Consider the following 13,328-nt stretch of genomic DNA (forward strand, 5'->3'; position numbering starts at 1 on the left):
GTCGGTGTCCGAGGCGATCAGCTTCGCGTCGCTGAAAAAACTGCCGGTCCTCTTTATCTGCGAGAACAACTCCTACGCGATCCACAGCCACATCCGCGCCCGGCAGCCGGTGTCCGGCTTCTGCGAGCGGGTGCGGGCCTACGGCGTGGCCGCCGAGCGGATCGAGGACATGGACGTGTTCAAGATCTACGATTGGACGCAGCGCGCCGCGGCGGAGATGCGGGCCGACCCCTCGGCGGGACCGCGATTCTTGGAGTGCATCACCTACCGCTGGCGCGAACACGTCGGTCCGAACGAGGACTACGACAAAGGCTACCGCTCGCGCAGCGACCTCGAGCCGTGGATCGCGGCGGACCAGCTGACGCGGCTCGCCCGGGCGGTGCCGGCCACGGAGCGCGAAGCGATCGACCGAGAGGTGCTCGCGGAGATCCGCGAGGCCTTCGAGTTCGCCGAACGAAGCCCGATCCCCGATCCCGAGGAGCTGTACACGGACGTCTTCACGGAGGCGCGCCATGGAACGCCTGTTGACGTACGCTGACGCGATCCGCGAGGCGACGGAACAGGAAATGGAGCGCGACGCCTCCGTCATCCTGTTTGGGCTCGGGGTCGACGACTTCAAGGCGATCTTCGGGACGACGAAAGGACTGCTCGAGCGCTTCGGGCCCGACCGCGTCTCCGACACGCCGCTCGCCGAGGAGGCGATGACCGGCGTCGCGATCGGCGCGGCGCTCGCGGGCCTCCGTCCGGTGCACGTGCACGCGCGCATGGACTACCTGCTCGTCGCGATGAACCAGCTCGTCAACGAAGCGGCCAAACTGCGCTACATGTCGGGGGGCGCGGTGAAGGTGCCGATCGTGGTCCGCGCGACGATCGGGCGCAGCTGGGGGCAGGGGCCGACCCACTCGCAGGGTCTGCACGCGCTGTTGATGCACATCCCGGGCCTGAAAGTCGCGGCGCCCAGCACACCCTACGACGCGAAGGGGCTGTTGATCGAGAGCATCCGCGACGACAACCCGGTCGTCTTCATGGAGCACCGGATGCTTCACTATCAAAAGGGCCACGTGCCGGCCGAGCCCTACACGGTTCCGTTCGGCAAGGCGCGGCATCTCGCGCACGGCGACGACGTGACCCTCGTCGGGATCTCGTACATGGCGCTGGAATGCCTCCGGGCCGCGCGCAGCCTCGAGGAAGCGGGCATCCGCGCCGACGTGATCGATCCGGTGTCGCTGAGCCCGCTCGACGCGGAGACGATCGTGGAATCCGTCCGCAAGACGGGGCGGCTCGTCGCGGTCGATACGTCCTGGACGATGTGCGGGGCGACCGCCGAGATCGCGGCGCGGGTGGTGGAACGGCTGCCGGGGCGGCGGGTGCAGGTGCACCGGATGGGCTACGCGCCCGTGCCGTGCCCGACGACCAAGAACCTTCAGGACATCTACTATCCGTCGGTCGAGCAGATCGCGCACGCCGCGTATCGGCAGGTGCGCGGCGAGGCCGGGGCGTGGGCGCCGGCGGCCCTGGAAGCGCCCGAGATGGTCGCCTTCAAGGGGCCGTTCTAGCGAATGTCTCGCGAGACGGCCCGCGCGCCGAAGCGCTACATGCTCGCCGACCACACGATCACGCGCGGGGACCTGCGCGACCTGATCGCGTGGCTGGAAACCGACCCCTGGCTGACCCAGGGGCCGCTCGTGCGCGAGTTCGAGCAGCGGTGGGCGGAGTGGCTCGGCGTCACGCACGCCGCGTTCGTCAACTCCGGCTCCTCCGCCGACCTGTTGATGTACGCGGCGCTCTTGTACTCCGGGCGGCTGCGCAACACGAAGGTCGTCGTCCCGGCGATCTCGTGGGCGACGACGGTGATGCCGGCGATCCAGCTCGGCTTCGAGCCCGTGATGTGCGAGGCGGACTGGAGGACCTTCGGCCTCGACCTCAACCATCTCGAGGATCTGCTCAAACGGCACGATCCGGCCGCCGTGATCGTCGTACACGTGCTCGGCGTGCCGAACGAGATGGAGGCGCTGCTGAAGCTCAAGGCGCGGTACGAGTTCGCCCTGATGGAAGACGCCTGCGCCGCCACCGGCTCCCGCTACGACGGCCGCCGGGTGGGGACGTTCGGCGATCTCAGCGCGTTCTCGTTCTACTACGGGCACCACATGTCGACGATCGAGGGCGGCATGGTGTGCACGAGCGACGAGGGGCTCCACGACGTGCTGGTGCAGACCCGTGCGCACGGCTGGGCCAAAGACCTCGCGCCCGAGCGGGAGGAGGCACAGGCGCACAGCCGCGGCGTGATCGAGTTCAACCGGCCGTTCACGTTCTATCACCCGGGCTTCAATTTCCGCTCGAGCGATCTCAACGCCAAAATCGGCCTGTCGCAGCTTGCCCGGCTGGACGACGTCGTCCGCCGCCGCGTCGAGAACCACACGGCCTATCAGGCGCGGTTCGCTCAGGCGCCGGGCTTCCACTGCCAGGGGTGCGACCGTGCGATGATCTCCAGCATTTCGTTCGCGGCGGTGGCCGCGTCCCAGGACCACCGCGAGCGCATCGCCCGGGCGCTGCGCGCCGCGAACATCGAAACTCGGCCGCTGGGCGGGGGCAACATGTCGCGGCAGCCCTACTGGACCGACCGGTACGGCAGCACGGTCTTTCCGGTCGCCGACAAGATCCACCTGGCCGCGTTCCAGCTGCCGAACCATCCGCTGCTGACGGTCGACGACGTGCACCACATCTGTGATACGGTGCTGTCCGTGCGGGAGGGCGCGGCATGACGGGGAAACCGCTGGACCTGGTGCTGATCGCCCCGGGGGCCCGCCGCCAGATCTATCAGTCGCTCGGGTCGACCCTGAGCGCGATCGAGCCGCCGGTGTGGGCGGGGCTCATGGCCACGTTCGCGCGGAAGCGCGGCTACTCGGTCGAACTCGTCGACAGCCACGCCCTGGATCTCTCTCCCGAGGAGACGGCGCAGCGCGCGGTCGAGATGTCCCCGCGCCTCGTCGCGGTGGTCGCCTACGGGCACCAGCCGTCGGCGTCGACGCAGGTGATGCCGGCGGCGGGCGCGATCTGCGCCGCGGTGAAGCAGGCGGCGCCCGAGCTCAAGGTGCTGCTGGTCGGCGGGCACGTCGCGGCCCTGCCGGAGCGGACCCTTCGTGACGAGGCGGCCGACTTCGTCTGCGGCGGCGAAGGCCCGTACACCCTGGCCGATCTGCTCGAGGCCGTCGGGTCCGCCCATCCCGATTATTCAAAAGTGCGCGGACTGTGGTACCGGGACGGCGGCAAGATCCGGACGACCCAGCCGGCGCCGCTCGTGGGGAATCTCGATCAGGAGATGCCGGGCCTCGCGTGGGACATGCTGCCGATGGACCGGTACCGCGCCCACAACTGGCACTGCTTCGGCGACCTCAAGCGGCAGCCGTACGCCTCGATCTATACGACGCTCGGCTGTCCGTATCACTGTAGTTTCTGCTGCATCCAGGCGCCCTTCAAGACCGGCGAGCAGGCCCTCGGCTACAAGGAGGCCGTGAACAGCTATCGGTTCTGGGATCCGAAGACGACGGTGGACCAGATCGGCCACCTGGTCACCAGGTACGGCGTCCGGAATATCAAGTTCGCCGACGAGATGTTCGTCCTCAACATGCGGCACGTTCACGGCATCTGCGATCTGATCATCGAACGCGGATACGACGTCAACATCTGGGCCTACGCGCGGGTCGACACCGTCCGCGGCGACGATACGGTCGAGAAGCTGAAGCGCGCGGGATTCAACTGGTTGTGCTTCGGCATCGAGGCCGGCAGCGACCGGGTGCGCACGGACGTGGACAAACGGTTCGACCAGGACGAGATCTACGCGACGATCGCGCGCGTGCGGGCCGGCGGCATCAACGTGATCGGCAACTACATCTTCGGGTTGCCCGAGGACGACCACGAGACGATGCAGGCGACGCTCGATATGGCGCTCGCGCTCAACTGCGAGTTCGTCAACCTGTACTCGGCCATGGCCTACCCGGGTTCGCAGCTCTACAACGTCGCGGTCCAGAACGGCTGGCCGCTGCCGGAGAAGTGGTCGGGGTACTCACAGCACTCCCGCGACACACTGCCGCTGCCCACGAAGCACATCTCGGGGCTCGAGGTGCTCAAGTTCCGGGACCACGCCTTCAACGTGTACTTCTCGCATCCGCCGTACCTCGAGATGGTGGAGCGCAAGTTTGGGAAAGCCACGGTGGAGCACATCCGGGAGATGGCCTCGTTCCCGATGACGAGGCTGTACTCGAAGACCGCCTCGGGGACCTGACCGCGCTTCGGCCCGGCCGGACCGCCCGGCGCCGCTCTGTGCCGCGCTACCCCTGCGCCGTCAGCGGGACGCACAACCACGCGTCCCGCGTGATCGGCCGGACCGCGTACCGGAGGCTTTCCAAGGCGCTCAGGCACTGACGCTCGACGGCGGGGTTGTGGGTCGCGAGAAACACGGTGGGCCGGATCGTACGCAGCACTTTGCGGGCGCCGCAAATCACCCGGAACTCCGCGCCTTCGGCGTTGATCTTGAGGTAGTTGGGGGCCGGCAGGGCGCCGATGTCTACGAGGGCGTCGATCGTCACGGTCGTCACCATGGCGGTCCCCGTGGGCGACAGCGCGCCGCCGGAGCCGCCCGCCTCCGGCGCGAACTTCGCCGCGCCGGCGACATCCGCAACCGCGGCCTCCACGACGGACACGTTCGATGCGTCATTCAGCTGGAGGTGCTGCTTGAGATAGCCGATGCTGCGGGGGTCGGGCTCGAACGCGACGACGCGCCCGTTCGCGCCGACCAGCCGCGACGCCAGCAGCGAGTAGTAGCCTGCGTGCGCGCCGACATCGAAGAAGACGCCGTTCGCCGCGACCGCCCGCGCGACCGCGTCCCCCATCTCCGGCTCGTAGGTGCCCAGCCAGTAGCCGTCGACTCCCGACGCCACGATCCATTTGTACCCGCGCAACGCACCGTTTCGAACCGGCTCGACCGGCCGACGGGGCACAAGCCGAAAGAGCCGGCGAACAACACCGCCAAGCAGACTGGTGGACGGTAGCCGGACGAGCAAGCCGGTGAGGAACATTGGCGCGATCACGTTCACGTTAGACGCGTCGGGGCCCTTCGGCCGGGCACCGGCGCCGGCAGGACGTTGGATGGAATTTTAGATGTTTCGATATGATAATATGTGTCAATAGCCTGCGAATCCGGGTTCGGATCTCGCTTCGACGCCCTTACCCCGGGGAGCGGTCGCCGCAAGCGGTGGTGTTATCATTGTGGAAGGAAGACTCGCACCATGAAACCGGGGGCGCAGATGGCGGTGCGCACCAAACTGTGGACACGCGACGAGTTCGAGCGCTTAGTCGCCGCGGGCGCGTTTCCTCCGGATGCGCGCATCCAGCTCGTTGATGGCGAGATCGTCGAGATGACGGCGCAGGGCGCAGCGCATGCGACCGCGGTCTATCGTCTGCAGAAGGCATTGGAAGCCATCTTTGACCACGCGTTCATCGTGCGGGCGCAACTGCCCATTGCGCTCGCCGGGGATTCGATGTCCATTCCAGAACCTGATATCGCCGTCGTACGTGGTTCGGCCGACGATTTTCGCGTGCACCATCCATCGACCGCCGTTCTGCTGGTGGAAGTTGCAGATGCGAGCATCCAATTCGATCGAACTCGTAAGCTTGCGATGTACGCGCGGGCCGGGATTCCGGAATACTGGATTCTCGATATCAACGACAGCAGTCTCGAAGTGAACCGTGATCCGGATCGCGTGACCGGGTCTTACCGAGAACGTACCACCTTGTCGTCCGCCGACCACGTCGTTTCGGTGTCCGGGAACACAGTGCGACTGCCCGTAAACGCGATTCTCCCGTAGACTTCGGTCGTCGACGGCCTTGATGTTTTCGGCTGTGATCGTGCTATAATCTAGCCCTGCGTTGTTCGAGGAGGGCATGAATGCGTACTGAAGTGATTGTGGCCGGCGTCCCGACACGGTGGTACCTGGTCGACGCGAAAGACAAGGTGTTGGGGCGTCTGGCGAGTCAGGTCGCGGCCGTGTTGAAGGGCAAGAACCGGCCGACGTACGCGCCGTCGGTGACGGGCGATTACGTGATCGTGGTCAACGCCGACAAGATCCGGCTGACCGGACGGAAGGCCGAACAGAAGATCTACTACCGGCACTCCGGCTACCCGGGCGGGCTGCGGGCGACGGCCGCCGGCAAGATGATGGCGCGACGCCCCGAGTACGTGATCCGCGAAGCGGTGCGGGGCATGCTGCCGAAGAATCCGCTCGGCCGCGAGTGCCTGCGCAAGCTCCGCATCTACCGCGGCACGGCGCACCGGCACGCGGCGCAGCAGCCGCAGCCGCTCGCCGTCGCCGGGCGCATGACGAAGGGGCGTGAAGCGTGATGAGTGAGGCCAGTCCGAGCATCGTGGCGTCCGGAGGGCGCAAGGCGTCTCAGGCGCGGGTGCGTCTCGTCCCGGGAACGGGGACGATCACCGTCAACAACCGGCCGGTCGAGCAGCACCTGCCGAAGGGTCCGCTGCTGATCACCGTGCGGCAGCCGCTCGCCGTGGCGAACGCGGAAGGCCGGTTCGACGTGATCGCGAGCGTGACCGGGGGCGGCGTCGTAGGGCAGGCCGGCGCGATCCGGCTCGGCATCGCCCGGGCGCTCGTCGCAATCGATCCCGAACTGCGGTCGGCGATGCGGAAGGCGGGGTTCATGACCCGCGACCCGCGGAAGAAAGAGCGGAAGAAGTACGGCCACAAGAGGGCGCGCAAGGGCTTCCAGTACTCCAAGCGTTAGCACCGACGTGCAGGCAGCTCCCGCAGTCTGAAAAGCGTTCCGCGCGGGTATGACACAGTCGCCCGATCGGAGCGTTCAGGAGGGGGAGCGTGCACGTCGTTGCAGCGATCGTCGTGGCGGTACTGCTCGCCCTGACCGCGGCCGGTCCCGCCGCCGCGGCGACCCGCTACACCGTGGCGCCGCACGACACTCTGTTCAGCGTCGCCCGCCGCTTCCACGTGCCGCTTCAGCTTCTCGCGCAGGTCAACGGCATTCACGATCCGTCGCGGATCCGGATTGGAGACGTCCTGACCATCCCCGGCGAGGCGGCGGCGCCCGGAACCCCGGTCGTGCCTATGGCGCGGCTGGCGCGGCAGCTGCAGTCGCCGGTTCCGTCACGGCTGGGTCCATCCGGCCGGACGGCGGTCGCGGCGCCGTCTGCCTCGGTTCCCTACGCCGTGCGGCCGGGCGACACGCTGTACCATCTTGCCGTGACCCACGGGACGACGGTGCAGGCGCTGGAAGAAGCGAACGGGCTGACGTCGCCCGCGATCATCGTGGGACAGGTTCTCGGGCTGCCCCGGACGGCCGAGCCCGGCGCCACAGTGCCGCCGGCCGATGCGATGCCTTCCGACCTGTCGCGGTTCACCCCGGCCGAGCCTAACCACCCCGGACTCGACGAACCGGCTTTGCCAGCCAATCTCGCGCCGCGCCCGGTCCCGCCCGTCCGGAGCGCGCTGCCGGCCCGCGTGCGGGCCTCGGCGCTGCGGTACGTCGGCACGCCGTACGTCTGGGGCGGAACGACCCCGGCCGGCGTCGACTGCTCGGGCCTCGTGCATCTCGTCTACTCGCCGTACGTGCCGGGCCTTCCACGCACGTCGTACGAGCAGTGGACGGCCGGCACGCCGGTCGACCGGACGGACCTTACCGCCGGTGACTTGGTCTTCTTCAACACGGACGGCACCGGTGCGTCGCATGTCGGTATCTACATCGGCGAGGGAGAGTTCGTACATTCCGCGTCGAGCGCGCAGCGCGTCCTCATCGACCGGCTGGACGCCCCGTACTACGTGACGCACTACCTCGGGGCCCGGCGCATCCTGTAAAGCGCGATCGGGGCCGGACGCCGCGCCGGCTTGAACTCCACAGTTCGCCGGGTCGGCCGGCGGGATGCGCCGGCGCCGGCCGCGAAGCATCCCAAGACCATGGACCTGCGCGGACGCGACTACACGGCGGTGCTCGATCTCACCGCGAACGAAATCCGCGCGCTCATCGAAGCGGCTCTCGAGATGAAAACCCGCGCCCGGGCGGGAGACCGGCCGCCGCTGCTTGCCGGCAAGGTGCTGGCGCTCGTCTTTGAAAAGCCCTCGCTGCGCACGCACGTGACGTTTCAGACCGGCATGCTGCAGCTCGGCGGCCACGCGATCTACCTCAGCCCGCGCGATATCGAAATGGGGAGCCGCGAGTCGCCCCTCGACGTCGCGAAGAACCTCGAGCGCTGGGTGGACGGCGTCGCCGCGCGGACGTTCTCACACGATACGATTCTGGAGCTGGCGCGCGGCGCCCGCATCCCGGTCGTAAACGCGCTGTCGGACTGGGAGCATCCCTGCCAGACGCTCGCCACGCTGCTGACCATCCGCGAGCGGTGGGGGCGGCTCACGGACGTGCGGGTCGTCTGGATCGGCGACGGCAACAACGTGCTGCGCTCGCTCGCATTCGCGACGGGCAAACTCGGCCTGTCGCTCACGATCTGTGCGCCGCAGGCCTACGGGCTCGACGGCGACAGCATCGCGAGGGCCCGGGCCGACGCGGTCCAGAGCCACGGGACGATCGAGCTCACGGACGACCCGGTGCAGGCCGTGTCGGCCGCCGATTTGATCCTGACGGACGTCTGGACGAGCATGGGGCAGGAGCAGGAGGCCGTCGCCCGACGCCGGGCGTTTGCGCCGTATCAGGTCAACGCGGTGCTGCTCGCGCGGGCGCCCGCGGACGCGGTCGTCTCCCACTGCCTGCCCGCCCACCGCGGCGAGGAGATCACCGACGAGGTCATGGACGGGCCGCGGTGCGTCGCGTTCGACGAGGCGGAGAACCGGCTCCATTCGCAGAAGGCCCTTCTCGCGGCGATCCTGTAGGGGCGCCGCCGCCCGCCGGCGCCGCGACGAGGCAACCGTGAAACTGAAGCCGGACCGCCGGCCGTGCTTGGGCTCGAGGTGACGCGTGGCGTGGCCGTTCCCGCTTAGAATCTGGGACCTGCTCGACATCCTCGTCGTGGCGTTTGTCGTCTACCAGATTCTCATGCTCATCCGCGGCACCCGGGCCGTGCAGCTCGTCACCGGGCTCGGCCTCTTGTTCGCGGCGTATGTGGTCAGCCGGTGGCTGGGCCTCTACACGCTGCAGTGGCTGCTGAGCTACGTCGGCCTGGTCGTGCCGATCGCGCTCCTCGTGTTGTTCCAGCCGGAGCTGCGGCGGATGCTCGAACAGCTCGGCCGCGGGAGCGTGTCGCTGGTCGGTTTCACCCCGCACGGCCTCGACCGGGAAGCAGCGATCCGGCTCGTCAACGACGTCGCCCGCGCGGCGCGCATCCTGGGCTCGCGGAAGATCGGCGCGCTCATCGTGCTCGAGCGGCGCGTCGGCCTCGAGGACTTCATCGAGACCGGCATCCGGGTGGACGGCGCCGTCACGGTCCAGCTGCTGATCAATATCTTCTTTCCAAACACGCCCCTGCACGACGGGGCGGTGATCATCCGCGGCAACCGGCTCGTCGCCGCGGGGTGTCTGCTGCCCCTCAGCGAACGCCCCGGCCTGATTCGGCCGCTCGGGACCCGGCACCGGGCCGCGATCGGTTTGACCGAGGTGACCGACGCGCTTGCCGTCGTGGTGTCGGAGGAGACGGGGACGATCTCGCTCGCGGTGGAAGGGCGCCTCGAGCGCGGTCTCACAGAGGAGGAGCTGAAGGCGCGACTCCTCGCCCTGGCCGGCATTCCGGCGGTGGCGCCGCGCGGTCTGCACGTGCCCGGCGTGCCGGCCGTGCGCGTGCCGTCCTTCCGGATGCCGCTGTGGCGGAGACGGGAGACGTGAATTCCCGCGAGCGTCTGCTCTATGCGATCCTGTCGCTCTCCGTCGCGAGCATCGCCTGGTTGTACGTTGCGACGGCGCAGAACCCGCTCGTCGAGCGAACGATGAACGTGGAGCTCCACGTCCGCGGGCTGTCGGCGAACGAGGTGCTGGTCCAGGCGCCGCCCTCCCGGGTCCAGGTACGGCTTTCCGGCCCGCGGTCGGCCGTCGCGCTGCTCTCACCCGCACTTCTCGACGCGTCGATCGATCTCAGCGGTCTGCGGCCCGGCGAACACCGCATCCCGGTCGTAGTGGCGGCGCCGCCGGAAGTCAGGGCGGCCGCCCAGACGCCGCAGGAGGTGCTCGTCGTCCTCGACGCCGTGGAGACGCGGCGGTTTCCGGTTGAAGTCGGTTTCATCGGCTCCCTGCCCCAGGGGCTCACGGTCGGGACGCCGCGCGTGACGCCGTCCTACGTCATGGTGACCGGCGCGGCGACGCAGGTCGAGGAGATCCGTCACGCCGTCGTGACGGTGGACACGACGAACCTCCGCCAGCAGCTGACGACCTCGCTGCAGGTGCGCCTCGTGGACGCGAACGGCCAGGAAGTCCGCGGCCCGACGATCGCCCCCCCGCTCGTCGCGGCGCAGCTGACGATCCGCGAAGGCGCGATCGCCAAGGTCGTGCCGGTGGTGCCGTCGATCGCCGGCACGCCTCCGGCGCCGCTGGCGGTCGCGGGTATCTCGACCGATCCCGCGACGGTCACGCTGATGGGCTCCAGCCTCGTGCTGCGGAACGTGACCGACGTGCCGACCGCGCCGATCGACCTGCGCCGCGCGAAAGGCGACGTCCGGCAGCAGGTCGGGCTCCAGATTCCGGCCGGCGTGCAGGCGTCGGTCGCCCGCGTCACCGTTTCCATCCGGCTCAGCGGCGGCTCCCTCAGCACGACGCTGCGCGGCGTGCCGATTCAGATCGTCGGCCTCCGTCCCGGCGTGCGGCCGCAGGTCGTGCCGCCGTCGCTCGACGTCCAGGTCGAAGGGCCCACCGACGTCGTCGCCCACCTCACGGCGCAGTCGATCCGCATCGTGGTGGACGCCGGCGGACGCGGCGCGGGGCGCTACCAGTTCACGCCGCAGGCGCAGCTGCCCGAGGGCGTGCGCGTGCTCAACCTCCGCCCGACCCGCGTCCTCGTGATCCTCACGCCGTCCTAGCCGCGTGGGCCGCCTCTTCGGCACGGACGGCATCCGCGGCGTCGCCAACGCCGATCTGTCCACCGAACTCGTCGACCGCGTCGCCCGGGCCGCGGTCCACGTGCTGGCGCCGGGGCGGCGGGGGCGTGTGGCGATCGGCCGGGACCCGCGGATCTCCGGAGACCTGCTGGAAGCGCAGCTCGCGGCGGGCCTGTGCTCCGCGGGGGCCGACGCGGTCCACCTCGGCGTGCTGCCGACCCCGGGCGTCGCGCTGCTCGTCCGCCGGCTCAACGTGGACGCCGGCGTCGTCATCTCCGCGTCGCACAACCCGGTCGAGGACAACGGGCTGAAGTTCTTCGCGCCCACCGGCTTCAAGCTTCCGGACGCCGTCGAGGACGAGATCGAGCGGTTCGTCGAGAGCGCGGCCGGGTTGCCGCGGCCGTCGGGCACCGAGGTCGGCCGGACGACGACCGTGCCGGACGCTCCCGAGCAGTACCTCGCCTTCCTCGCCGGGCTCGCGAGCGGCCGCTTCACGGGCTGGCGGATCGTCGTCGACTGCGCCAACGGGGCGACCAGCGCGATCGCGCCGCGGCTGTGGGAGGCGCTCGGGGCGACGGTCATCCCGATCCACGCCGAGCCCGACGGGACCAACATCAACGCCGGGTGCGGCTCCACCCATCCGGAGGTCATCGCCGAGGCGGTCGTTCGGGAACACGCGGATCTCGGGTTCGCCCATGACGGCGACGGCGACCGGGTGATCGCCGCGGACCGCCGCGGCCGCATCGTGGATGGGGACGCGATCATGGGAATCGCGGCGCTCCACCGCCGGCGCCACGGACGGCTGCCCGGGAACGCGATCGTCGCTACGGTGATGACGAACCTCGGGCTCGAGGTCGTGCTGCGCGCGGAGGGCATTCGGATCGAGCGGGCCAAGGTCGGGGACCGGTACGTGCTCGAGCGCCTGCTCGAGACCGGGATCACGCTCGGCGGCGAGCAGAGCGGCCATGTGATCTTCCTCGACCACGCGACCACCGGTGACGGGATGCTGACCGCGATTCAGATCGCGAACGTGATACTTGAGGCCGGGCGCGGCCTCGACGAGCTGGCGGCGCGGTTCCACCGGTACCCTCAGGTGCTGCTGAACGTGCGCGTGCAGTCCCCGGACCGCTGGGTGGACGATCCCGAGATCCTCGCGGCCGTCTCGCGCGCCGAGCGGCACCTCGGGGAGCGCGGGCGCGTGCTGGTGCGCGCGTCGGGGACCGAGCCCCTCGTCCGCGTGATGACCGAGTGCGAGAGCGCCGGCGAGGCCGAGGCGCTCGCGCGAGAGCTGGCGGATCTGGTCGCGGAGCGCCTGGGCGGGACGGTGGTCGTGCGGGCGTGACCGCCGCGAACGGCGCCCGCGCCCTGCTCGACATGCTCCGCTCGGCGGGCGTCGAGTACCTTTTCGGCAACCCCGGCACCACCGAACTCCCGCTGCTCGACGAACTGGTCTCCTTCGAGGGCATCGCCTATCGCCTGGTGCTGCAGGAGTCGGTCGCCATCGGCATGGCGGACGGCTACGCGCAGGCGAGCGGGCGGGTGGGCGTGCTTAGCCTTCACGCGACGGGCGGCGTCGCGAACACGCTCGGTCTGCTCTACAACGCGGGGCGGGCCGGCACCCCGCTCTTGCTGCTGTGCGGCCAGCAAGACACGCGCCTCGCCCTGCAGGAGCCGTTCCTCTACTCGGACATGGTGCGCTGGGTGCGGCCGATGGTGAAGTGGGCGCACGAGGTCGCGCACGCTTCCGATCTCGGCCGCGCGCTGCGGCGCGCGCTGAACGAAGCGCTCACGCCGCCAACCGGCCCGGTCTTCCTGACCCTGCCGCTCGACGTGCTGCGGGGCGAGGCGGCCGTCGAGGACGTGGCGCCGCACGTGGCCCGCGGGGGCGCTCCCGATCCCGCGGGCCTCGCGACCGCGGCCGACCTCCTGCGCCGCGCCCGCGCGCCGCTCGTCGTGGCCGGCGACCGGGTGGCACAGGCCTCCGCCGAGCCGGATCTGCTCGCGCTGGCCGAGGCGACGGGGTGGCCCGTGGCGCTCGAGCCGTACCCGACGCGTTTCGTCTTTCCGACGCGTCACCCGCTGGCGCGCGGCGCGCTGCCGCGATTCGCGGGCGGGGTGCGCGCCGCGTTGTCGGACCACGATGTGGTGCTCGCCGTCGGGATGACGCCGTTCGAGCACTTCTTGTACGACGGCGCGTCGCCGCTGGCGCCGGGGACGCGCGTGGTGCACCTGGATCTCGCCGCCGAGTTTATCGCCCGGAATCATCCGGTCGCGGCC

Annotated in this window: 14 protein-coding genes; 13 read left to right on the forward strand and 1 reads right to left on the reverse strand. The window is 69.7% G+C overall.

Annotated elements, in window-relative coordinates:
- The 4 genes from VFL28_03695 to VFL28_03710 form a co-directional block, all read left to right on the forward strand.
- Positions 1–538: thiamine pyrophosphate-dependent enzyme (locus VFL28_03695; protein ID HET7263747.1), on the forward strand; the 538-nt coding region annotated here is incomplete at its 5' end.
- Positions 513–1,556 (forward strand): transketolase C-terminal domain-containing protein, encoded by a 1,044-nt coding sequence (locus tag VFL28_03700; protein ID HET7263748.1) that lies wholly within the window; start codon positions 513–515, stop codon positions 1,554–1,556. The genes VFL28_03695 and VFL28_03700, both read left to right, overlap by 26 nt.
- Before the next feature lie 3 nt (positions 1,557–1,559).
- Positions 1,560–2,762 (forward strand): DegT/DnrJ/EryC1/StrS family aminotransferase, encoded by a 1,203-nt coding sequence (locus VFL28_03705; GenBank protein HET7263749.1) that lies wholly within the window; start codon positions 1,560–1,562, stop codon positions 2,760–2,762.
- Positions 2,759–4,282, forward strand: a complete 1,524-nt coding sequence (locus VFL28_03710; protein HET7263750.1) for a radical SAM protein — start codon at positions 2,759–2,761, stop codon at positions 4,280–4,282. The genes VFL28_03705 and VFL28_03710 overlap by 4 nt, the downstream gene beginning before the upstream one ends.
- 46 nt (positions 4,283–4,328) lie before the next feature.
- Here VFL28_03710 and VFL28_03715 read toward each other — a convergent pair whose 3' ends face one another.
- Positions 4,329–4,958 carry an FkbM family methyltransferase gene (locus VFL28_03715; protein ID HET7263751.1) on the reverse strand — a complete coding sequence of 210 codons (630 nt, stop codon included), beginning with the start codon at positions 4,956–4,958 and terminating at the stop codon, positions 4,329–4,331.
- A gap of 345 nt (positions 4,959–5,303) precedes the next feature.
- Here VFL28_03715 and VFL28_03720 point away from each other — a divergent pair, with 345 nt between their 5' ends.
- The 9 genes from VFL28_03720 to VFL28_03760 form a co-directional block, all read left to right on the forward strand.
- Complete coding sequence (locus tag VFL28_03720; protein HET7263752.1) at positions 5,304–5,864, forward strand: Uma2 family endonuclease; 561 nt, start codon at positions 5,304–5,306, stop codon at positions 5,862–5,864.
- Between the two features lie 80 nt (positions 5,865–5,944).
- Positions 5,945–6,397 (forward strand): 50S ribosomal protein L13, encoded by a 453-nt coding sequence (rplM, locus tag VFL28_03725; protein ID HET7263753.1) that lies wholly within the window; start codon positions 5,945–5,947, stop codon positions 6,395–6,397.
- Positions 6,397–6,795: a 30S ribosomal protein S9 gene (gene rpsI / locus VFL28_03730; GenBank protein ID HET7263754.1), complete on the forward strand. Its 399-nt coding sequence runs from the start codon at positions 6,397–6,399 to the stop codon at positions 6,793–6,795. The genes rplM and rpsI overlap by 1 nt, the downstream gene beginning before the upstream one ends.
- Before the next feature lie 89 nt (positions 6,796–6,884).
- Positions 6,885–7,877: an NlpC/P60 family protein gene (locus VFL28_03735; GenBank protein ID HET7263755.1), complete on the forward strand. Its 993-nt coding sequence runs from the start codon at positions 6,885–6,887 to the stop codon at positions 7,875–7,877.
- A 30-nt stretch (positions 7,878–7,907) separates the two neighbouring features.
- Complete coding sequence (gene argF / locus VFL28_03740; protein ID HET7263756.1) at positions 7,908–8,903, forward strand: ornithine carbamoyltransferase; 996 nt, start codon at positions 7,908–7,910, stop codon at positions 8,901–8,903.
- Between the two features lie 85 nt (positions 8,904–8,988).
- Positions 8,989–9,849 carry a diadenylate cyclase CdaA gene (gene cdaA / locus VFL28_03745; GenBank protein ID HET7263757.1) on the forward strand — a complete coding sequence of 287 codons (861 nt, stop codon included), beginning with the start codon at positions 8,989–8,991 and terminating at the stop codon, positions 9,847–9,849.
- A complete protein-coding gene (locus VFL28_03750) occupies positions 9,846–11,033 on the forward strand; it encodes a CdaR family protein (GenBank protein ID HET7263758.1) in 1,188 nt (395 codons plus the stop codon). The genes cdaA and VFL28_03750 overlap by 4 nt, the downstream gene beginning before the upstream one ends.
- A 4-nt stretch (positions 11,034–11,037) precedes the next feature.
- Positions 11,038–12,393, forward strand: a complete 1,356-nt coding sequence (glmM, locus tag VFL28_03755) for a phosphoglucosamine mutase (GenBank protein ID HET7263759.1) — start codon at positions 11,038–11,040, stop codon at positions 12,391–12,393.
- The coding region (locus VFL28_03760) for a thiamine pyrophosphate-binding protein (GenBank protein HET7263760.1) at positions 12,390–13,328 on the forward strand (939 nt) is incomplete at its 3' end. The genes glmM and VFL28_03760, both read left to right, overlap by 4 nt.

The sequence above is a fragment of the bacterium genome (assembly GCA_035691305.1).
Lineage (GTDB): Bacteria > Sysuimicrobiota > Sysuimicrobiia > Sysuimicrobiales > Segetimicrobiaceae > DASSJF01.